The organism is Rhodococcus sp. 05-2255-1e, from assembly GCF_002259025.1.
Lineage (GTDB): Bacteria > Actinomycetota > Actinomycetes > Mycobacteriales > Mycobacteriaceae > Rhodococcoides > Rhodococcoides fascians.
In genome coordinates this window covers 503,801-525,528 of the sequence record NZ_NOZE01000023.1, presented here as the reverse complement: position 1 = coordinate 525,528, position 21,728 = coordinate 503,801, and the positions used below count along the sequence as shown (strand labels likewise).

Below are 21,728 nucleotides of genomic sequence, written 5' to 3'. Positions count from 1 at the left end.
TGCAGTGCTGGCTCCGTCGCTGGAAAGCGTGTGATCGGTGGTCGCGTCATTGCTCACCTCGATCACACTACGAGCGCAGGGGCGAACGTGTGGGGTCGGCCCGACACGCCGTACCCTGTTGCCATGCCTTGGTTGACGGTGGATGGATCGCTTCTGCCCGTGGACGGCTTCTCGGCACTCGAAGTCGCGGCGGCGTCGCCGCAGGCGGTGCCGGCCGAAACCGAGGCCGTTGCTGCCGACGAAGCGCACGACACTCCGTGGGTGACCATCGTGTGGGACGACCCGGTCAACTTGATGCACTACGTCACCTACGTGTTCCAGAAGCTCTTCGGCTACAGCAAGGCCAAGGCCACCGAGTTGATGATGCAGGTGCACTCCGAGGGCAAGGCGGTCGTGTCGAGCGGCGAGCGCGATGCGATGGAGAACGACGTCAAAAGGCTGCACGCGGCGGGCCTGTGGGCCACCATGCAACAGGACAAGTAGTCAGCAGTTCGCCACCTCTACGTCAGAGAAGGACATCACCGACAGTGCGCACGTGGACGAGACGAAATTCGTTGTCCGGGGTCAAGATCAAGTCCGAGATCGACGCTCGTGAGGCGGCGGTGCTCAAGTCCCTGGTCGCATCCGTTCTCGGCCTGCTACGTGATCGTTCCGCCGCGGCACCCACCGACGAGCTCGCCGCGCTGACCGGGCTGCGTACCGGCCACAACAGCCCGCCGGACGATGCAGCGCTGGCCCGGCTGCTGCCGGACTTCCACCGCGCCGATCCCGAACACGACGATCAGGATCCGGCCGATCTGAACGGTGCCCTCCGCGGGTTGCACGAGCCCGAGATCATCGACGAGAAGTTGGCTGCCGGGGCAGTGATCCTCGCGACCCTGCCCGATTCCGGCGGAAAGATCGTGCTCACCCAGGAACAGGCCGACGCGTGGTTGACGGGTCTCAACGACGTGAGACTGGCGCTCGGGACCACACTGGGTATCAGCGCGGACACTCCTGACGTACTCGACGAGGGCGATCCTCGTGCTCCCCATCTGGACGTGTACCACTGGTTGACCTGGATGCAGGATTCCCTCGTCCAGGTCCTCGTTCCCTAGGGTGCCGACGTGACCGCAGCCTTCTCGAAACCCGGCCCCCGGGACTGCTTGACCGATGTGGCAGGTCTGATGGTCGGCCACCATCACGAACTCGACGACGACGCCGCGATGGGGTCCGGTTCGGCCACCGGCTGCACTGTGGTGCGCTTCCTCGGTGGGGCGACGGCGGCCGTCGACGTCCGGGGCGGCGGACCGGGAACACGCGAGACCGATCTGCTCGATCCGAGCCATTCCGTTCAGCAGGTCGACGCCATCCTGTTGACCGCGGGCAGTGCGTACGGGCTTGCGGCCGCCGACGGCGTCATGCGGTGGCTCGAAGAACACGAACAAGGCATCCCGATGGGCAGTCCGGCTCACGTCGTGCCGATCGTGCCGGCTGCGGTGATCTTCGACCTTCCGGTCGGCGACTGGGCCGCGCGCCCCACCGCGGAGTTCGGCTACCGTGCTGCGGCCACGGCGGCGACCGAGTTCGCGACGGGATCGGTCGGGGCAGGAGTCGGTGCTCGCGCCGGCGTGCTCAAAGGTGGGGTGGGCACCGCGAGCACGGTGATCGAGGGCGGTCCGGCCGACGGAGTGACGGTCTCGGCGCTGATGGTCGTCAACCCCGTGGGCGCGGTGTTCGATCCGCGCACCGGGTTGTTGTGGGGCACCGGCACACTGGGGCCTGCGGAATTCGGCATGCGCAATCCCGACGTCGACGAGGTGCGGGCCGCGGCGGCGCTCGAACCCAAGGCCACTGCTCTGAACACCACGATCGGCGTGGTTGCGACGGATGCGCCGCTGTCGTCGGCGTCGTGCAAGCGAATAGCCGTCGCGGGTCACGACGGACTCGCGCGGGCCATCAGACCTGCGCACTCGCCACTCGACGGCGACACCGTCTTCGCCGTGTCCACGGGCACCAGGGCCGTCACCGCCGAGTCCTCTGTGCCCGCAGCATTCTCCCCGGAACTACCGGTACTGGCCGCGGTCACCGAAGCGGCGGCGATCGTCGTCGAGCGAGCCATCGTCCGGGCCCTGCTCGACGCCACGTCGGTGGCCGGCATCCCCACCTATCGCCAGATCTTCCCCTCCGCATTCACGGCATCGCGTCTCTGACCGGCAGGTAGCCGCTACCGGTACCGTGGAGAGACCGAGGTTGGAGGCGATCATGAGTGAGACCGGCAAGCTTCCCGGTGAGCGAGAGCGGCCCGCGTGGATGCAGGCAGCCGTCTTCGTCGGAGGATTCGTGGCGCTGCTGTGGATCATCGAGATCATCGACGTCGCGAGCGGATCACGGCTCGAGCAGAACGGTATCGAGCCTCGTTCCGCCGACGGCTTGTGGGGCATCCTGTTCGCGCCCGTGCTGCACGACGACTGGCAGCACCTGATCGCCAACACGGTTCCCCTGATCGTGCTCGGATTCCTGGTGTTGCTCTCGGGCATCGCGCGTGGTCTGGCTGCCACCGGGATCGTCTGGGTGATCGGCGGCGTAGGTACCTGGCTCACGGCCGGCACCTACAGCAACACGATCGGCGCGTCGATTCTGATCTTCGGCTTCATCACGTACCTGCTCGTTCGTGGATTCTTCACCCGCCAACTCGGCCAGCTCGCGATCGGGGTCGTGGTGTTCGTGCTGTACGGCAGCGCGCTGTGGGGCGTGCTGCCGAGCGATCCGAGCATCTCCTGGCAGGGTCATCTGTTCGGCGCGGTGGGTGGGGTCGTCGCGGCTCGACTGCTGTCCGCCGACGCTCGGGCCGACAGAGCGCGCGCCAGAGCACTCGATCGTCCCACTCCGTAGGCGGTAGGTAACCGCGAGCACAGCTGTGTTCGGGCGTGAAATTCGCCGACTCGCGCGGTCAATACTGCCCGAACGTTTCGAGTGACGCGCTCGGCGTGGCAGCATGGCTTACATGCGAATTACCGTCCTGGGATGTTCGGGCAGTGTGTCCGGACCCGATTCACCCGCGTCGGGTTACCTCCTGGAAGAAGAGGAGACCGCGCCGGTCGTTCTCGACTTCGGGCCCGGCGTCCTCGGGGCGTTGCAGCGTTATGTCGATCCGGGTGACGTGAGCGTTCTGCTTTCGCATCTGCACGCCGATCACTGCCTCGACGTTCCCGGTCTGCTCGTGTGGCGTCGCTACCATCCGAACCCGCCGGAAGGGCGCGCGATCGTCTACGGACCGAAGGACACTGCGTTTCGGCTCGGAGTGGCGTCGGCCGAGTGCGGCGGTCAGATCGACGACATGTCCGACACCATCGATCTACGCCGCTGGGTGGACGGCCGGACCATCGAATTCGGACAGCTGTCGATTCTGACCCGGCAGGTGTTCCATCCGCCGGAGTCGTACGGCATGCGGGTCACCACCGGCGGCGGAAAGACATTCGCGTACAGCGGCGACACCGGTATGTGCCAGGCGGTGCAGGATCTGGCGCAGGGTGCCGATGTCTTTCTCTGCGAGGCGTCGTGGACCGACAGCCCGGATCGGCCCGAGGGCGTCCACCTGTCCGGTATCGAGGCCGGTCGCATCGCTCGGGAAGCCGGAGTGGGGGAGCTGCTGCTCACCCACATTCCGCCCTGGACGTCTCGCGAGGATGTCATAGCCGAGGCGAAGGCAGAGTTCAGCGGACCGGTGCATGCCGTCGAGCCAGGGGACGCCTTCACCGTATGACGACGCGCTAGGCTTCGAGGCGTGTCCAGACGAGAAGACGGCAGAGCGGACGACGAGCTCCGCACCATCAAGATCAACCGCGGATTCACCACTCACCCGGCAGGGTCGGTGCTGGTCGAATTCGGCAACACCAGGGTGATGTGCACGGCCAGCGTCGAGGAGGGCGTACCGCGCTGGCGGAAGGGATCCGGCCTGGGCTGGCTCACCGCCGAGTACGCAATGCTTCCCGCTGCCACCCACACGCGTAACGGACGCGAGTCCGTCAAGGGCAAGGTCGGCGGACGCACGCAGGAGATCTCCCGACTGGTCGGACGCTCGCTGCGCGCGTGCATCGATCTGGCAGCGATCGGCGAGAACACGATCGCCCTCGACTGCGACGTGTTGCAGGCCGACGGCGGCACCCGTACTGCTGCCGTGACCGGGGCGTTCGTGGCTCTCAGCGACGCCGTCACCTACCTACGAGCAGCCGGACGCCTGGCCGACCCACAGCCGATCTCGTGCATGATCGCCGCGGTCAGTGTCGGCGTCGTCGACGGCCGGGTGCGTCTCGACCTTCCGTACGAAGAGGATTCGCGAGCCGAGGTCGACATGAACGTCGTCGCGACCGATACCGGCACTCTGGTCGAGATTCAGGGAACCGGCGAAGGCGCGACCTTCCCGCGCACTACCCTCGACAAGCTCCTCGACTCGGCGTTCGTCGGCATCGACAAGCTGTTCGAGGTGCAGAGGGAGGCGCTGGCGTTGCCGTACCCGGGGGATCTGCCCGAGCCTGCCACCGCAGAAACGAAGAAGAAGTTCGGTGCCTGACACCAAGCTGCTGGTAGCCAGTCGTAACGCCAAGAAGCTGCGAGAACTGCGACGGGTACTCGACGCCGCCGGCCTCGTGGGTATCGAGTTGGTCGGTCTCGACGAGGTGCCGCCGTTTCCCGAGGCACCCGAAACCGGAGCGACGTTCGAGGACAACGCGGCGGCCAAAGCGCGCGACGGTGCGGCGGCAACCGGATTGCCCTGCGTCGCAGATGATTCCGGGATCGAAATCGACGCACTGAACGGAATGCCCGGGGTGCTCTCTGCGCGCTGGTCCGGAACTCACGGGCAGGACGAGGCCAACACGGCGCTCGTGCTGGCGCAGCTGAGCGACACCCCCGACGAACGGCGCGGGGCGGCTTTCGTATCGGCGTGTGCGTTGGTGGTCCCGGGCGGAGCCGAGACCGTCGTTCGAGGTGAGTGGCGCGGCGTTGTAGCGCGAGAGCCGTTGGGGGAGAACGGATTCGGATACGATCCGATCTTCGTGCCGGAGGGAGACGGTCGCAGTGCCGCGCAGTTGGCTCCGGACGAGAAGGACGCGGCCTCTCATCGCGGCCGCGCGCTGCGCAAGCTGGTTCCTGCTCTCGAAGCGTTGACGGGGCGATAGTCGTGGCGGCGCGGGCAGTGTTGACGAGAACCACGGTCGTGCTCGCGGCCGCTGCCCTGTGTTCGGTGGGCATCCCCGCTTCGGCAGCGCCGGTCGCGGGATCGTTCGCCGAGGCCTTGGTCTACTCGGTGGCTCATCCAGGTGCGACGCCGGCGGGCGCGAACGATTACTCGTGCGTTCCCAGCGCTCGACATCCCGAACCGGTCATCTTGGTACACGGGTTCCTGGAGAACTCCTACGCGAACTGGTCCTCGCTGTCACCGGCCCTGGTCGACGCCGGATACTGCGTGTTCGCACTCGACTACGGCAACACCGGGCCGGTGCCCGCGTTGGGAGCGCTGGGAACGATTCCCGAGAGTGCCGCGGAGCTGTCCACGTTCGTCGATTCCGTGCTCGCGGCGACGGGTGCGCAGAAGGTGTCAATCGTGGGTCACTCGAAGGGCGGGACGGTGCCGCGCTACTACGCCCGCTTCCTCGGCGGTGATCGCACCGTCTCGCGCATAGTGGCGCTGTCTCCGCCGAACTATCCGACCGCCGGTCCGCCGGTGCAGGACGACGTGCTCGAGCGGTTGAACGAGGGCAGTGACACAGTCGCGGGAATCGATTACACGACGATCGTGACCCGATACGACCAGGTTGTCGTTCCGTACACGGCGTCGCTCCTCACCGGAGCGGGAAATACGAACGTGGTGCTGCAGGACGTGTGCCCCGGCAATGTCGTCGAGCACACAGGAATCTCGTACGATCCGCTGGCGCAGCGGCTGGTGGAGAACGCGCTGGATCCGGAGAACGCACAGCCGATCACCTGCTGACGTCAGACGCCGAAGTCGGCCTTGACCTGCTTGGTGCGCTTGTGTTCGACGTAGAACGACAGGAACGGAACAGTTCCGGCGAGCAGGGTGCCGATGGTCCGACCGGCCGGCCACCGCACCTTGATAGCAAGGTCGATCGTCAGGATCAGGTATACGAGGTAGACCCAACCGTGCACTACCGCAATCCAGTTGGGCACATTCTCGACCTTGAAAATGTACTTCGCGACCATTTCGGTCACGAGGACGAGCAACCAGATACCGGTGACGTAGGCGAGCACGCGATAGCGCAGCAGCGCCGACGCGATCTTCCGAGTCTTGTTGGTGGACGCCTTGGTCTTGTCCGGTGCCGAACTCACGTGGTGCTCCTGTCGGTCCCGCGGGATTCGTTCAGCTCCGCGAGGTAGCTGTTGTACTCGAGAAGTTGCCTGGCCTCGGGGTCGTCCAGATCGCCGACGTCGGGGTCTGCCGCGCGGCGCTGGGGGAGCAGGTCGAGAGGGACCTCGGTCGGTCCGTCGGGCTGCCCGGAGTCGGGCTCGTCCTGGTCCTCGTCTTCGAGGCGGACGAACTTGCGGTAGGCGTAGACGACGAACGCCGCGAACAAGGGCCACTGGAACGCGTAGCCGAGGTTCTGCCCGTTACCGCCGACCGCCTCGAAGCGTTCCCACTGCCACCAGCCGAGACCGAGACACACCGCCGCGGACACGATCACCAGCGCAATGAGCGCGGGTCGACGCTTCGGGCGGGATGAGGTCACCACTCGACGGTACCGGAGCGACTACTACCGAAGGTAGTCACATCGGGTGGTCGGCCGGTGATTCTCACCATGGACGAGCCAGGTCCGACTCACGACCGACGACGGTTCGCCCGTGCTTCGGCAAGTTGCGCGGCACCCGGGCCGGTGATGTCGGCGAGAGCGCTGCTGCGCCCCGTCAGCACCAATGCCAGGGTGCCCGCCGATCCCTCGACGACGGGCCCCTCGCCGCGACTCCAGTCCAGATCGGTTGCGCGCCACTGCAGTCGAAGATCGGGGCCTTTGAACGGTGCTGCACCGCTTTCCGGCACCAGGAAGTCGAGCATCGTAACCATGCGATGCTCGGGAACGTGGTGCTCGATTCCCAGCGGCCTGCACACATCGAGCCCGTGCACGATGACGTCGGACAAAGGGGCCAGCGGACCGTGGCCCGGCGGGGTGAACTTCTTGTCTGCGTGAGCTGTCAGGAGCGCGGGCAATTCGTCGCCGTGCTTGCGCTTGATTCGCTGGGTCATCATCTGATTGGCCCGGTCGAAGTTCCCTCGAGTGCGCACCATGGCGAGTCCGAACTGCCAGAGCGGGACGATCAAGGGCACCACGAGATGGGCGGCGACGTCGCGGACCGTCCAGGCGTCGCACAGCGATGGGGTGTCCCACTGTTCGGGTGTCAGGGTGTCGAAAGTGCGTGCGAGGGAGCGTCGTTCGTCGGAAGTTTCGGCGAAGATCGCGTCGTCATCGAGATCGCTGGACATGCGAGCCACCTTCACACGTTGGAACCTGTAGACCTTGGAGTCTCGAGAAAAGCCGGGTCGAACGACCGTTGTGCGCGAGGGGGGACTTGAACCCCCACGTCCTGAGACACTGGAACCTAAATCCAGCGCGTCTGCCAATTCCGCCACTCGCGCGTGCCGGTGAAGTCTACAACCGATGCTGCTGTGCGTGCGACGCGGTTCTTCGAGCCACGTCGACGTCCGATTAGGCTCGCCGGGTGGTGAAGAAGGAGAACTCGTTCGATCCGGCGCGCATCCTCGAACTGCTGTGGCGGGTCGACGCGAAACCGAGCCGAACCGGCCTGAGCGTCGACGCGATCGTCGACGCGGCCATCGAGATGGCCGATGCGAACGGGTTGGAGTACGTGTCGATGCGTAATGTGGCCGAGCATCTCGGGGTCGGTGCGATGTCGCTGTACACCCACGTTCCGGGGCGTCAAGAGCTGACGGATCTGATGATCGATCGGTCCCTGGCAGATCTGTATGCACACGTCGACGAGCCGGCATCGGTTCCCGGAGGGTGGCGGCCCGCGTTGCGATTCGTTGCCGAGCGCAATTGGGAGCTCTATCAACGACATTCGTGGCTGCTCGACGCCGTCGGTGCGCGTCCGGTGCTCGGTCCGCACACCAACGACAAGTACGAGGCAGAGCTGCGCGCCCTCGTCGGTACCGGGCTCGGTGACGTCGAGATCGATTCGGTGTTGACACTGGTTCTCACTCACGTCTCGGGGACCGCGAGGGCCTCGGCCGCGGTCGATCGGGTGAAGAAGCAGTCGGGAATGTCCGACGCTCAGTGGTGGGCGGCTACTGCACCCGTCATCGAGCGGGTGATGACGCGCGAGCGTTTTCCGGTGTCGTCCCGCATCGGGACGGCCGCGGCGACGTCGTACGACGCCGCCAGCGACCCCGTGCATGCCTACCGTTTCGGTGTGGAGTGCATCCTCGATGGCGTCGAGGTGATGATCTCGCAGAGGTGATAATTCTGCAGAGTCAGCTCGCCGATCGGAGCGCAGCCTCGGAGTGACGCTGCGGCGGTCTGCGCAGCTTGTGCTGGTAGCGCCAGAGCGCGTGCTCGAGCGAGGCAAGATCGACGTGAAGTGCGTCCGCTACGGCGTCGAGAATCACGGGGGAGCGTTCCTCGGCGATGTCGGCGGCCAGGTCTCGATGGAGTGGTTCGAGAGCGTCGGCAACGAACGCGGTCAGATGTGCGGTCGCCTTGTCGGTGCGCACGCCCAGATGCATGAGCATGCACTCCCAGGTGGTCTCGCCGAGGCCAGGGATCGCGCGGAACGCATCGAAATGTTCCTTCGTGTGCTGCTCGAAATCGGCCGAACAGCTCAACCCCGACGCGATCAGCGTCTGCGCTGCCACAGCGGCTGCCGCCGCCTTGGTTCGGCTGTTTCCTGGAACGAGCTGACGGTTGGACAGGATCTGCACGAGCTGATCCGGATCCGAAGTCAGTTCTGCAAGGGTTGTCAAGTCGTCCAGTCGGTTATCGCCGCGGTGTGACCGCCACCGTCCGATGACCGCTCGCACCCCACTGGTCGGTCCTCCGTAAGGAGCGCGCGCGGAGAAGATCGCGTCGAGTAGCGCCGCCTCGGATTCGCCGCACCACCCCGGTGTCCAGTGCGGCGAATTCGATTGCGAGGCAATTAATTCGATGTGCGACAGCATTGCTTCGAGCTCGCCCGTCGTGCAAGTGTCCGTAACCGATGAATACATGAATTCCCCCCGGAGTTCGTCGACCGCCCTGTCGGATGCGGTTCGTAGGAGAAAGCTAGACGACCCCACCGACAGGTCACCGGACGCTGACGGAGTGCTCGAGATCACATCACAAAAAGATAACGAAAAATGCGAGGGTTTCCTCATGTTTCGCCGTCGCCGCCGAGTCTCCCGCCAGGGTCGATACGGGTTACTCGCGAGTTGGGTAAACAAAAAGTAAAGGCGCTTGCGCGGATGTACTCGCTGGTAGCACTCGGACGTCCGAGCAAACCTGAGGATTTCCTCATGATTTTGTGTCAACCTGGAGCAGCGCGAAGGAGACCTGTCGACGAAGACAGGCTCACGCTTTGCCCTGTTGCCCACGACGCACCACGGCAGTCATCACAGCGAACGCCTCGACCCCCCGAGACGTCCACGAGAGGAATCTTCAGCCTTGACGATCAACGAGAGCACACCATCACACGGACGCGGCTCGCGAAGCACAGGCAACGCAGGCAAAGCCCCTAGAAGCAGTGGCGGCTCTCGGACTCTGGCAGATCGATTCGCCGCGGGCGAGCCGTACGCTCTGGCGTTCGGTGGTCAGGGTGCGCCCTGGCTGAGTTCGCTCGAAGAGCTCGCGCGCGATTCCGCACTCGAGCCCGAACTGACCGATCTCGTCAACGAGGCCGCAGCAGTACTCGCGCCCGTGTCCGACGAGCTGCTGGTCGTCCGCTCGGTCGGCTTCGACCCGATCGGTTGGATGCTCGAGCAGGACCTCGCCGACGACGACACCGCCGGCTCCTACGGGCCCTCCGAAGCGGCACTGACCTCGGCTGCGGTGTCTCTGCCGGGCGTCTTCCTCACTCAGGTCGCCGCGTTGCGCGCGCTGAAGCTGCAGGGCCTCGACCCCGCCCAGACCCCGCCGGTCAAGGTGGTCGGACACTCGCAGGGCCTCATCGCCGCCGAGTCCGTCGCCGCGGACGGCGCACAGGACGCCAACTTCCTGGCCATCGCGCAGTTGGTCGGTGCTGCTGCCGGACTCGTCGGACGTCGCCGCGGCATCATCGGTGCCGGTGACCGTGCGCCGATGGTCTCGGTCGGCAACGTCGAGCCCGAACGTCTGCAGGCGATCGTCGACGAGCTCGAGATACCGGGAGCACCCGAACGCTCCGCTGCTCTGGCCATCCGCAACGGTCGTCGCCGCGTCGTGCTGTCCGGCCCGCCGGCTCAGTTGGCTCGCGTGCAGGAGAAGTGCGAGCAGATCGTGGCTCGGGAAGAACGTGAGCGCGATGCCAAGAAGCGCGGCGGCGCGGTGTTCGCACCCGTCTTCGAGCAGCTCCCGGTCGAGATCGGCTTCCATCACCCCGCATTGAACGACGCCGTGGAGCTCGTCGACGCCTGGGCGCAGCGTTGCGGTCTCGACGCCGCCCTGGCCCGCGAACTGGCGCAGAAGATCCTCGTCGATTCCGTGGACTGGGTCGACGCCATCGACGGTGTCGTCGAGGCCGGCGCGGACTGGATCCTCGACCTCGGACCCGGTGACCTCCTCACCCGCATGACCACCCCGGCGCTGCGTGGACAGGGCGTCGGCATCATCGCGGCATCCTCACGCGGCGGCCACCGCAATCTGCTCACTCCAGGAGCCGCACCCGAGGTGCAGCCGGCATGGTCGGCATTCGCACCCAAGCCCGTGACGCTGCCCGACGGCCGTGTCGTCGTCGAGACGTCCTTCACCAAGATGACCGGACGTTCGCCGATCCTGCTCGCCGGCATGACGCCGACGACGGTCGACGCGAAGATCGTCGCGGCCGCAGCCAACGCAGGCCACTGGGCCGAGCTCGCCGGTGGCGGACAGGTCACCGAGGACATCTTCACCGACCGCGTCGCCGAGCTCTCCACGTTGCTCGAGCCCGGCCGAGCCATCCAGTTCAACTCGCTCTTCCTCGACCCGTACCTGTGGAAGCTGCAGCTCGGCGGTCGCCGCATCGTGCAGCGTGCCCGTGCAGCGGGCGCGGCCATCGACGGCGTCGTCGTCACAGCAGGCATCCCCGAACTGGACGAGGCAGTGGCTCTCATCGAAGAGCTCTCCGAGGCCGGCATCAGCTACGTCTCGTTCAAGCCGGGAACCGTCGCGCAGATTCGCGCGGTGATCCGCATCGCCAACGAGGTTCCGTCCTACCAGGTCAACGTCCATATCGAGGGTGGCCGCGCAGGCGGACACCACTCGTGGGAAGACCTCGACGACCTGCTGCTGACCACCTATGCCGAGCTCCGCTCGCGCCCCAACCTGGTGATCTGCGTCGGCGGCGGTATCGGAACACCCGAGCGGGCCGCGGACTACCTCACCGGAACCTGGTCTGCCGTGCACGGATACCCGAAGATGCCTCTCGACGGCATCCTCGTCGGTACCGCTGCGATGGCCACTCTGGAAGCCACGACGGCTCCCGAGGTCAAGCAGCTTCTCGTCGACACGCCGGGAACTCCCGACTGGGTCGGTGCCGGAACCGCCAACGGCGGAATGGCTTCGGGCCGCAGCCAGCTCGGTGCCGACATTCACGAGATCGACAATGCGGCATCACGTTGCGGTCGGCTGCTCGACGAGGTCGCCGGTAACGCCGACGCCGTGGCCGAGCGCCGCGACGAGATCATCGCCGCCCTCGACGGCACCGCCAAGCCGTTCTTCGGCGACGTCGCCGAGATGACCTACCAGCAGTGGCTGAGCCGCTACCTGGATCTGGCCATCGGAACGGACTCACGCAGCGAATTCGACTGTGGCGGCGAGTTCACCGATGCGGTGACCGAGGCCCGTGAATCGGTGTGGCTCGACGTCACCTGGCGCACTCGTTTCCTCGAAATGCTGCAGCGCGCCGAGGCACGTCTGCACCCGGTCGATCGTGGCCCCATCCCCACCCTGTTCGCCGACGCCGAGGTACTCGAACGTCCCCGCGCAGCACTGAAGTCGCTGCTCGCTCAGTTCCCCGACGCCGGTGACGTGATTCTGCACCCGGCCGACATCACCTTCTTCACCTCGCTGTGCCGCATGCCCGGCAAGCCGGTCAACTTCGTTCCCGTCGTCGACGGTGACGTACGCCGTTGGTGGCGCAGTGACTCGCTGTGGCAGGCACACGACGCTCGCTACTCCGCCGATCAGGTCTGCATCATCCCCGGAACCGTTGCCGTCGCAGGTATCACTCGCGTCGACGAGCCGGTGGGCGAACTGCTGAACCGCTTCGAGAAGGCCACCGCGGACCAGCTTCTCGCCGAGGGTGTCGAGCCGGCGGCCATCGCCAGCCGACGCCACGCCGAGATCGCACCGGGACTGCTGGGCATCGTGCTGGCAGCTCCCGACGTCACGTGGGCCTCGCGCATGACGCAGAACCCCGTTGCACGCCTGGGAGATCCGGCCGACTGGACCGTCGACTCCGATACGGTCGCCTCGCACCCACAGACCGGCTCCTCCTTGACCGTGCTCGACTCCGAGCACGTCGAACTGCTGGTCCCGCTCGCCCCGGGCAAGGAAGTACGCATCCGTCTGACGGTGCCCGCCTCCACCATCGACGGCGGCGCTCCCGTCGTCACCGCACAGGATGCTCAGCAGGCCATGTCGGCGCTGCTCGGAGTTGCTGCCGGACAGGAGCTTCCGACGGTCAAGAACGGTGTCGCGCGGCTGAACATCGCGTGGATCCCCGATCTGATCGCCGACCACGCCGGCGTCACCGGATCCGGACTGCCCGACACACTGACCGTCAGCGGCAAGGCCGTTCCCGACGTTCTCGTCGGTGCCTGCTGGCCCGCCGTCTTCGCCGTCCTCGGTGCGACCAGAAACGCCGAGGGCATCGACGTCATCGAGGGCATGCTCGACCTGGTGCACCTCGATCACAGCGTCAACCTCGTCGGTGAATTGCCCACCGACACGTCGATTCTCGTGGTCAAGGCCGCTGCAGGAGAGGTGCTCGACACCGATCTCGGTCGCGTCGTCGAGGTCACCGTCGAAATCGGTGCCATGCTCGGTGAGGGGCTCGACGCCCCGGCCGTCGCAACTCTGGTGGAGCGCTTCGCCATTCGTGGACGCACCGGCAAGGGCGAGTTGGTGGATCCGGCTCGCGCCGGCGGTTCGCTGAGCGCCGATGCCAAGGACACCCCGCGCCGTCGCCGTCGCCAGGCCACCATCGTGGCCCCGCGCAACATGGCCGCATTCGCACAGGTCTCGGGCGATCACAACCCGATTCACACCTCGGATGCCGCGGCGTTGCTCGCCGGCCTCGGTAGCCCGATCGTGCACGGCATGTGGCTTTCGGCTGCGGCGCAGCAAACCGTCACTGCAGTCGACCACGAGGACACCAAGACTCCTCCGCGTCGTCTGACTGCCTGGACTGCTCGTTTCCTCGGGATGGTCCGTCCCGGAGCGGAGATCGACGTTCGCGTCGACCGCACCGGATTCGACCAGGGTGCCGAACTGGTCGAGGTGTCCTGCCGAGTCGGCGGCGAACTGGTCATGGTCGCCACCGCACGCACCGCCGCGCCGAAGACCGTCTACGCGTTCCCCGGCCAGGGCATCCAGCGCCCGGGTATGGGACTGGACGCACGCGCTCGCTCGAAGGCCGCGCGTGAGATCTGGGAGCGTGCCGACAAGCACACGCGCAGCGCTCTCGGCTTCTCGATTCTCGCTGTCGTGCGCGACAATCCGACGTCACTCAAGGCCCGCGGGGTCACGCACAAGCATCCCGACGGTGTGCTGCACCTGACGCAGTTCACCCAGGTTGCGATGGCCGTTCTCGGTGTCGCACAGGTTGCCGAACTGCGCGAATCCGGAGCGTTCGTGGAGAATTCGATTCTCGCAGGCCACTCGGTGGGTGAGTACAACGCTCTGGCCGCTGTTGCCGGTGTGCTCCCGCTCGAGGCTGTTCTCGAGGTCGTCTTCCAGCGTGGCTCGGCCATGCACGCACTCGTTCCCCGTGACGAGAACGGCCGCAGTGACTACCGCATGGCTGCCATCCGCCCGTCCCAGATCGGCCTGGCCGACGAGGACGTGCAGGGCTTCGTCGCCGGTGTCGCAGAAGAGTCCGGTGAGTTCCTCGAGATCGTCAACCTCAACTTGCGTGGCTCGCAGTACGCCATTGCAGGCACCGTTGCCGGCCTCGGTGAACTCGAGAAGAAGATCGCCATCCGCCGGGCAGAGTTCGGCGGCAAGGCCGCCTACATCATGGTTCCGGGCATCGACGTGCCGTTCCACTCGACCGTGCTGCGCGGGGGAGTCGACGACTTCCGCAACCGCCTGCAGACCCTGCTGCCCGAGCAGCTGGATCCGGCGATCCTGGTGGGGCGGTACATCCCGAACCTGGTGCCCAAGCCGTTCTCGCTCGACCGGGCCTTCGTTCAGGAAATCGCCGATCTCGTACCGTCCGAGCCGCTGAACACCGTTCTCGCGGAGTTCGATTCGTGGGCCGCACGGCCGAGCGATCTGTGCCGCGTGATCCTGACCGAGCTGCTGGCATGGCAGTTCGCCAGCCCGGTCCGGTGGATCGAAACTCAGGACTTGTTGTTCGCAGACGAGTCCGACGGCGGCATGGGCGTCGAGCGTTTCGTCGAGATCGGGCTCGGTGCAACGCCGACCGTGGCCAACCTCGCGTCGCAGACACTCAAGCTGCCGGGCCGCTTCGGCCACCCGGTCGAGGTACTGAACCTCGAGCGCGAAGCCGCGATCGTCTACGGCACCGATACCGACCCGGCTCCGGCCGACGAGGACGAGGCAACACCCGCTCCCGAAACCGCTGCTCCTGCAGCAGCGGCCGCTCCGACTGCAGCACCCGCTCCGGCCGCTGCACCGTCGGGTGGACCTCGTCCCGACGACATCGCGTTCGTCGCCGCCGATGCGACCAAGATCCTCATCGGACTGTGGACCAAACTGCAGCTCGATCAGATCGGCCCCGCCGACACCATCGAGGCCCTGTGCGACGGCGTCTCCTCGCGTCGTAACCAGCTGCTCGTCGACCTCGGCTCCGAGCTCTCGCTCGGTGCCATCGACGGCGCAGCCGACGCCGACATGGGTGCGCTCTCGGGCACGGTGAACAAGCTGGCTCGTACGTACAAGCCCTTCGGTCCGGTGCTCAGCGACTCCATCAACGATCACCTCCGCAAGGTCTTCGGCCCCTCGGGACGACGCCCGGCCTCGATCGCCGACCGCGTCAAGAAGACCTGGGAACTGGGCGACGGCTGGGCGCACCACGTCACCGCCGAGGTCGCTCTCGGTACCCGTGACGGTGCCTCGGTCCGCGGCGGTGCACTCGGTGGCCTGGCCGACGGCGCTCTCGCCGACGGCACTGCCGTCGACAACGTCATCGACGCCGCGGTTGCTTCGGTTGCCGCTCGACGCGGAATCGCAGTGTCCATGCCGCAGGCAGGCGGTGGAGCCGGCGGAACCGTCGATGCCGCTGCGCTCGGTGAGTTCACCGAGCACATCACCGGCCGCGACGGCGTTCTCGCCTCTGCAGCCCGGTTGGTGCTCGAACAGCTCGGCCTGGCGGACGCACCCAACGCGCTGCTGGCCGAGAACCCCGATGCTGCTCTGGTGGAGCTGGTTTCGGCCGAGCTCGGCTCCGACTGGCCTCGCCTCGTCGCTCCCGCGTTCGACGCCAAGCGCGCCGTGCTGATCGACGACCGGTGGGCAACTGCCCGTGAGGATCTGGCTCGGTTGTGGCTCGGTACCGCAGGTGATGTCGCTGTCGAGTCCTTCGCCGGTGCAGGCAATGCCGTTGCAGCACAGGCGCAGTGGTGGAAGGCCAAGGCCGACTACGAGAACAGGACCGTGCTGGCCGAGACCTTCGGACGCATCGCGGACATCGCGGTCGCATCCGAGAACAAGGGGCAGTGGGCCGACGACGTCGCAGTCGTCACCGGCGGCAGCAAGGGATCCATCGCCGCGGCAGTGACCGCTCAGTTGTTGGCCGGGGGAGCGACGGTCTTCGTCACCACCTCGCGGCTCGATGACGAGCGCCTGGGCTTCTACCGCTCGCTCTACCGCGACAATGCTCGCAACGGAGCGTCGCTGTGGGTGGTTCCGGCCAACATCGCGTCGTACACCGACGTCGACGCCCTCATCGAGTGGATCGGCAGCGACTACATCGACACTGCCGGTGGCGCAAAGACATTGGTCAAGGCAGCCGCCACTCCGACGATGCTGTTCCCGTTCGCCGCACCTCGGGTCATGGGCGAGATGTCCGACGCCGGAGCTCGCGCCGAGATGGAAATGCGCGTGCTGCTCTGGTCGGTCGAGCGTCTGATCACCGGACTGTCGAAGGTCGGCTACGACAACGACATCGACACTCATCTGCACGTGGTGCTACCCGGATCGCCGAACCGCGGAATGTTCGGTGGCGACGGTGCCTACGGTGAGTCGAAGGCCGCACTCGATGCAGTCGTCGCGAAGTGGGGCTCGGAGAAGAACTGGGCCGAGCGGGTGTCCATCGCACACGCTCACATCGGGTGGGTTCGCGGAACCGGCCTGATGGGCGGCAACGATCCCATCGTCGAGGCCGTCGAAGCAGAAGGTGTCCGTACCTGGTCGACCGAGGAGATGGCGACCGAGCTGCTGCGGCTGTGCACCTTCGACGCACGTCGTCAGGCTGCTCAGGAGCCCATCGTCGCCGATCTGACGGGTGGCTTGGCCAACACCAAGCTCAACCTCGTCGAGCTTGCTCGCGCCGCGGCCGCTGCTGCGGCCGAGAAAACCGAAGAGGCCGTGGACAGTTCGGTCATCGCCGCGCTGCCCGCACCTCCGCGGCTCGCTCCTACGACCGCTCCGGCGTGGCCGACCCTCGACGTCGACCCGAAGGACCTGATCGTCATCGTCGGTGCAGGTGAGCTCGGACCCTACGGTTCGGCGCGTACTCGCTTCGAGATGGAGGTCGACGAGCAGCTCTCTGCCGCAGGCGTTCTCGAACTCGCGTGGAACACCGGCCTGATTGCCTGGGAGAACGATCCCAAGCCGGGTTGGTACGACATCGAGTCCGGTGACCTCGTTCCCGAGGAGGACATCGCCGACAAGTACCACGACATCGTGGTCGAGAAGTGCGGTATCCGCACGTACGGCGACGACGGCGCGATGGTCGCTAACACCGCTCCGCTGATGACCTCGATCTTCCTCGACAACGACCTCACGTTCGTCGTCGGAACCGAGATCGACGCACGGTCGTTCGCGGCTGCCGATCCCGAGCACACGCTGATCACACCGGTTCCCGACTCGAGCGACTGGCAGGTCACTCGCAAGGCGGGCACCGAGATTCGCGTTCCGCGCAAGATGAAGCTCACCCGTACCGTGGGTGGTCAGATTCCGACCGGATTCGATCCCACCAAGTGGGGCATCTCGCCCGACATGGCGAGTTCGGTGGATCGTGTTGCCCTGTGGAACATCGTCACCACGGTCGACGCCTTCATCTCCTCGGGCTTCAACCCGTCGGAACTGATGCGCTGGGTGCACCCGACGCTCGTCGCCAACACTCAGGGCACCGGCATGGGCGGCATGGAGTCCATGCGCTCGCTGTACATCGACACCCTGCTCGGCGATGCTCGTGCGAACGACATCCTGCAGGAGGCTCTGCCGAACGTCGTTGCTGCACACGTGGTTCAGTCGTACATCGGTAGCTACGGCGCGATGGTTCACCCCGTCGCCGCCTGCGCAACCGCGGCCGTCTCGGTCGAGGAGGGCGTCGACAAGATCAAGCTGGGCAAGGCGCAGCTCGTGGTCGCCGGCGGATTCGACGACCTGAGCACCGAAGGGATCATCGGCTTCGGCGACATGTCGGCCACCGCGGACTCGGCAGCAATGTCCGCCAAGGGAATCAGCGATCGACGCTTCTCCCGGGCAAACGACCGCAGGCGCGGAGGATTCGTCGAATCGCACGGCGGCGGAACGATTCTGCTCGCTCGCGGCGATCTGGCACTCGAGATGGGCCTGCCCGTCCTCGGAGTGGTGGCCTACGCACAGTCGTACGGCGACGGAGTGCACACGTCGATCCCGGCTCCGGGACTCGGCGCACTCAGCGCCGGTCGCGGCGGCAGGGATTCGGCACTTGCGCTCTCGCTCAACGCACTCGGCGTCAGCGCAGACGACGTGGCCGTGATCTCCAAGCACGACACCTCGACTGCAGCCAACGACCCCAACGAGGCCGAGCTGCACACCCGCCTGGCCAAGGCCATCGGTCGTTCGGACGGCGCTCCGCTGTTCGTTGTCTCGCAGAAGTCCCTCACCGGACACTCGAAGGGCGGAGCGGCTGCCTGGCAGCTCATCGGCCTGTGTCAGGTGCTGGCCAACGGCGTCATCCCGCCGAACCGCAGCCTCGACTGCGTCGACGACAAGATGACCGGTTTCGAGCACTTGGTGTGGGCTCGTGAGCCGCTGCGCTTCGGTGACTCGGTTCCGCTGAAGGCGGGTCTGCTCACCTCGCTCGGCTTCGGGCACGTGTCCGGACTCATCGCGCTGGTGCACCCTCAGGCATTCCTCGAGGCCGTTCCGGCCGAGCGGCGTGCGGAGTACATCGCGAAGGCGAACGAACGTCGTATCGCCGGTCAGCGCAGGCTGATCTCCGCGATGGTGGGTGGCGACTCCCTCTACGAACGGCCCGACGATCGACGACTGGGACATGACGGGACGCCGGCCAAGGCGTCACGCGAACTGGAGGCCAACGTGTTGCTCAACGAGTCCGCTCGCCTCGGCGAGGACGACGTCTACTCCTCCGGTCTGCCGGGTGCCATCTGATGGCAATCCTGGGAGTGGGTTTCGACCTGGTGACGGTGTCCGACTTCGCCGAGCAGATGGAGAAGGTCGGCACGACGATGATCCGCGACAGCTTCACCGCGGGTGAACGTCGGCACGCGGCGACCAAGAGCTCCGACCCGACGCGGCACTACGCAGCACGGTGGGCAGCCAAGGAAGCAGTTCTGAAAGCTTGGGCGACATCACGTTTCGCGCGGCCGCCGCAGATCGGCGACAATCCGTACCCGTTGATCGAGGTCGTCAACGATGCGTGGGGTCGACCGTCCATCAAGCTGCACGGCATGGCACAGGAGTTTCTGCCGACGGTCAAGATTCACCTGTCGCTGACGCACGACGGCGATATCGCCGCCGCGGTGGCGATCCTGGAGGAGTGACTCCGCGCTGAACGACGACAAGGCCCGTCCGATCCACGAGATCGGGCGGGCCTTTCGTGTGGCTGAAGCGAGCGGGTCAGGCGTCGTCGGTGTTGACCGACCCACCGGAGCGCCTGCTCTCCTTCTCCGCGACGAGCAGATACGCCATCATGATTCGCTTGAGTTCGGCCACGGCATCTTCGTGGCTCTGGCCGTCCTGCACCGAGAAGTTCAGCATCGAGTAGACGATGTGTACCAACACCTGGGCCATCAGATTGCGACGATGCCGCGGTGTGCGCGGCGTCAACGGTCCGAGCATGCGTGAGACCTGATCGGCGAACTCGCGCTCGTGAATGACCCCGGTGGCGCGGGTGGACGGTGTCGACTGCATCGCGAGCCATACCTCGCGGCGCGACGGGTCCGTCATCCACATGCCGGCCATGTGGTCGACGAAATTGTTCAGGAACCGCACCCAGTCCAGGGACGGGACCTCGCCGTCGAACTCTGCCAATTCCTGTTGGACTCCCACGAGGTCCTGACGATTGAGTTCGCAGACGATGACGTACTTGTTGGCGAAGAACTGGTACAGCGTGCCGATCGGTAGCTCCGCCCGCGACGCGACTTCTTCACATGTGAACGACTCGAAGCCCACGTCGCTGAGCAGTTCACGCGACGCCTGAAGCAACGCGTCGAATTTGCGTTGGCTGCGTTCCTGCGTGGGACGGCGCCTCGGCATCAGCTCCTGAGTCTGCGCCGTCGACTCGAGCGCGGCGTCGAGACGGCGCGAGGACTGGGCACGAGCAGAGGATTCCACCCGGTCAGGCTATCCGTCGCGGGTGCACGGTATCCACTTCTGTCGTGCGGGTCGCATCGCCCACTCCGGATTCGGTCGTTCTTGTGGGGGACCGCTGTGTGTGTCGACAGCTGTCGGGCCGTCTCGCTGTGACAATCCCCAAGTTCAATATCAGCCAGCCAAACGGGCAACCGGTATGGTTATAGGCATTGAATCAATTTCCGTGCAGGGTGGCCGTCGTTCGTGTCCGTGGGACGACGTTCATGGTCGGGAGCCTCACCCCGAGCACAGGGAGACTGCAGTGGCAACAATCGGTACAGCGATCGAATCCGGCTCGATGCAGACGGTCCTGCTCGAGCCGACCTCGGGGGAGGTGCTCGCGCACTCCACCACCTCGCTCGACCCCGACGTGACCGCCGTTCTACCGCGCGCGATCTCGGATATGCGTGCCGAGGCAGCAACGCTGAACGTGTCGGTCGACGCCGTCGCCGTCGTGCATCGGTCCGAGTCCGAGCGCGCCGAACTCGCCACGGCAGTGACCGACGAGTCGACGGTGTTCGTCTCGGCATCCCAGTCGTTCCTGTCCTGGTTGGCCCGTACGAAGGACCTCGCCGACGCGAGCACGGTGCTGCTCTATTACATGGGCGAACGCGGCGTATCCATCTCTCTCGCCGACGCAGCCGATGCCACACTCACGCCCGCCAAGAATGCTGCCCTGGACTCGATGTCCCCCGAACGAATCGGCAGCACGATTCCCCTGGCATGGGAAGTGGTCGACGAATCCGGCAAGAAACCGCAGGCCGTGGCGCTGTTCGGAGACAGATCGAGCAACCGGGACTTGATCGACATTCTCTCCCTCGGTCTCGGTGTGCCCGTCGTGCGAGTGGGTGCCGCAGATCGAGTCGCCGCCTGCGGAGCGGCCTGGCTCGCATCGGTTTCGGTCGAGGATCAGGCCCTCGTGGTTACGGAGGCAGTCGACGAGTCCGAAGAGGCCGCAGGGCCGGAGACGATCCCTTCGGTGATGCTCACGGCTCCGGTGACAGCAACGGGCAGGTCGAGTTCAGTGACCGGCGGCCGCAAACTGATCTTCGCTGCGGTGCTGCTCGCCGGGGTGGCCTCGGCAGGTGTCGCCGTTGCGGCCACGCTGCCGAGTGACGGGGATGGCACCGCCGAACAGAGCGCCGACCGACGCGACGGCGGAACCGATTTGGCCGGCGCAACGCGATACGTCGATCCGACGACTATTGCGCCTGCACTGCCGGTCGACGCCCTGCCCAAGACGCTCCCGCCCACGGCGGATTCGGCCGTCGAGCCGACGACTACGCCGACTGGGACGACGCAGCAGTGGACTCCACAGCAAGAGACTCCTCAGCAGTGGACTTCGCCGTCCTGGGTACCGCCGGGCGCTGCGCCTGCAGGTACCCCGAAGCCCGCTGCGGCGACTGTGGATCCGCCGCAATTGACTGTGCCCACCGTCGTTCCCGAGCCGGGCAAATCCCAGGAGCAACTCGAGCAGGAAGCCTGGGATCGGCACTGGCAGCACACAGGTGAGTGGATCGCGCAGGAATTGGCTGGAGGCTGACGTGTCGCTTCGGTAGGTGCGAGCAAATGACAGAC

17 protein-coding genes and 1 tRNA gene are annotated in these 21,728 nt (G+C 66.1%); 12 read left to right on the top strand and 6 right to left on the bottom strand.

Translation table 11 applies throughout. From position 1 onward, the window contains the following. Positions 1-123: 123 nt before the first annotated feature. From clpS to CH262_RS17040, 8 genes are all read left to right on the top strand, one after another. Positions 124-483 carry an ATP-dependent Clp protease adapter ClpS gene (gene clpS / locus CH262_RS17075; RefSeq protein ID WP_228139244.1) on the top strand — a complete coding sequence of 120 codons (360 nt, stop codon included), beginning with the start codon at positions 124-126 and terminating at the stop codon, positions 481-483. Positions 484-527: 44 nt separating this feature from the next. Next, the gene (aosR, locus tag CH262_RS17070; protein WP_027497669.1) at positions 528-1,097 is read left to right on the top strand and encodes an oxidative stress transcriptional regulator AosR; all 570 of its coding nucleotides are present in this window, start codon (positions 528-530) and stop codon (positions 1,095-1,097) included. Positions 1,098-1,106: 9 nt separating this feature from the next. Beyond that, on the top strand, positions 1,107-2,192 hold the full coding sequence (locus CH262_RS17065) for a P1 family peptidase (protein ID WP_094718000.1): 1,086 nt from the start codon (positions 1,107-1,109) through the stop codon (positions 2,190-2,192). A 100-nt stretch (positions 2,193-2,292) separates the two neighbouring features. Beyond that, the gene (locus tag CH262_RS17060; RefSeq protein WP_373453788.1) at positions 2,293-2,874 is read left to right on the top strand and encodes a rhomboid family intramembrane serine protease; all 582 of its coding nucleotides are present in this window, start codon (positions 2,293-2,295) and stop codon (positions 2,872-2,874) included. A gap of 112 nt (positions 2,875-2,986) precedes the next feature. After that, a complete protein-coding gene (locus CH262_RS17055; protein WP_027497666.1) occupies positions 2,987-3,745 on the top strand; it encodes a cyclic nucleotide-degrading phosphodiesterase in 759 nt (252 codons plus the stop codon). Between the two features lie 21 nt (positions 3,746-3,766). Next, positions 3,767-4,552 (top strand): ribonuclease PH, encoded by a 786-nt coding sequence (gene rph / locus CH262_RS17050; protein WP_094717998.1) that lies wholly within the window; start codon positions 3,767-3,769, stop codon positions 4,550-4,552. Then, on the top strand, positions 4,545-5,159 hold the full coding sequence (rdgB, locus tag CH262_RS17045) for an RdgB/HAM1 family non-canonical purine NTP pyrophosphatase (RefSeq protein ID WP_032370160.1): 615 nt from the start codon (positions 4,545-4,547) through the stop codon (positions 5,157-5,159). Before rph ends, rdgB begins: the two co-directional genes overlap by 8 nt. Positions 5,160-5,161: 2 nt before the next feature. After that, positions 5,162-5,971, top strand: a complete 810-nt coding sequence (locus CH262_RS17040) for an esterase/lipase family protein (protein WP_057473235.1) — start codon at positions 5,162-5,164, stop codon at positions 5,969-5,971. 2 nt (positions 5,972-5,973) lie between these two features. Here CH262_RS17040 and CH262_RS17035 read toward each other — a convergent pair whose 3' ends face one another. From CH262_RS17035 to CH262_RS17020, 4 genes are all read right to left on the bottom strand, one after another. Continuing rightward, positions 5,974-6,327 carry a DUF3817 domain-containing protein gene (locus CH262_RS17035; RefSeq protein WP_027497662.1) on the bottom strand — a complete coding sequence of 118 codons (354 nt, stop codon included), beginning with the start codon at positions 6,325-6,327 and terminating at the stop codon, positions 5,974-5,976. Next, entirely contained in the window at positions 6,324-6,725 is a 402-nt protein-coding gene (locus tag CH262_RS17030) for a glucitol operon activator (protein WP_048318727.1), read from the bottom strand. Before CH262_RS17030 ends, CH262_RS17035 begins: the two co-directional genes overlap by 4 nt. Before the next feature lie 89 nt (positions 6,726-6,814). Then, positions 6,815-7,474, bottom strand: coding sequence for a maleylpyruvate isomerase family mycothiol-dependent enzyme (locus CH262_RS17025; RefSeq protein ID WP_094718028.1), 660 nt, complete (start codon positions 7,472-7,474; stop codon positions 6,815-6,817). A 71-nt stretch (positions 7,475-7,545) separates the two neighbouring features. Then, positions 7,546-7,627 (bottom strand) — tRNA-Leu (locus CH262_RS17020). Between the two features lie 83 nt (positions 7,628-7,710). Here CH262_RS17020 and CH262_RS17015 point away from each other — a divergent pair. Beyond that, positions 7,711-8,469: a TetR/AcrR family transcriptional regulator gene (locus tag CH262_RS17015; RefSeq protein ID WP_094717997.1), complete on the top strand. Its 759-nt coding sequence runs from the start codon at positions 7,711-7,713 to the stop codon at positions 8,467-8,469. Between the two features lie 13 nt (positions 8,470-8,482). Here the strand turns inward: CH262_RS17015 and CH262_RS17010 are convergent, their stop codons facing one another. After that, positions 8,483-8,971: a hypothetical protein gene (locus CH262_RS17010; RefSeq protein ID WP_143547122.1), complete on the bottom strand. Its 489-nt coding sequence runs from the start codon at positions 8,969-8,971 to the stop codon at positions 8,483-8,485. 676 nt (positions 8,972-9,647) lie between these two features. On the opposite strand from CH262_RS17010, the gene CH262_RS17005 reads away from it, so the two are divergent. Both CH262_RS17005 and acpS read left to right on the top strand, forming a co-directional pair. Further along, entirely contained in the window at positions 9,648-18,947 is a 9,300-nt protein-coding gene (locus tag CH262_RS17005; RefSeq protein ID WP_094717995.1) for a type I polyketide synthase, read from the top strand. After that, positions 18,947-19,339, top strand: coding sequence for a holo-ACP synthase AcpS (gene acpS, locus CH262_RS17000; RefSeq protein WP_008715184.1), 393 nt, complete (start codon positions 18,947-18,949; stop codon positions 19,337-19,339). Before CH262_RS17005 ends, acpS begins: the two co-directional genes overlap by 1 nt. A gap of 76 nt (positions 19,340-19,415) precedes the next feature. On the opposite strand, the gene CH262_RS16995 is transcribed toward acpS, so the two are convergent. Then, positions 19,416-20,054: a TetR/AcrR family transcriptional regulator gene (locus CH262_RS16995; RefSeq protein ID WP_080729227.1), complete on the bottom strand. Its 639-nt coding sequence runs from the start codon at positions 20,052-20,054 to the stop codon at positions 19,416-19,418. A gap of 358 nt (positions 20,055-20,412) precedes the next feature. Here CH262_RS16995 and CH262_RS16990 point away from each other — a divergent pair, with 358 nt between their 5' ends. Further along, on the top strand, positions 20,413-21,693 hold the full coding sequence (locus CH262_RS16990; RefSeq protein WP_094717994.1) for a hypothetical protein: 1,281 nt from the start codon (positions 20,413-20,415) through the stop codon (positions 21,691-21,693). Positions 21,694-21,728: the final 35 nt, after the last annotated feature.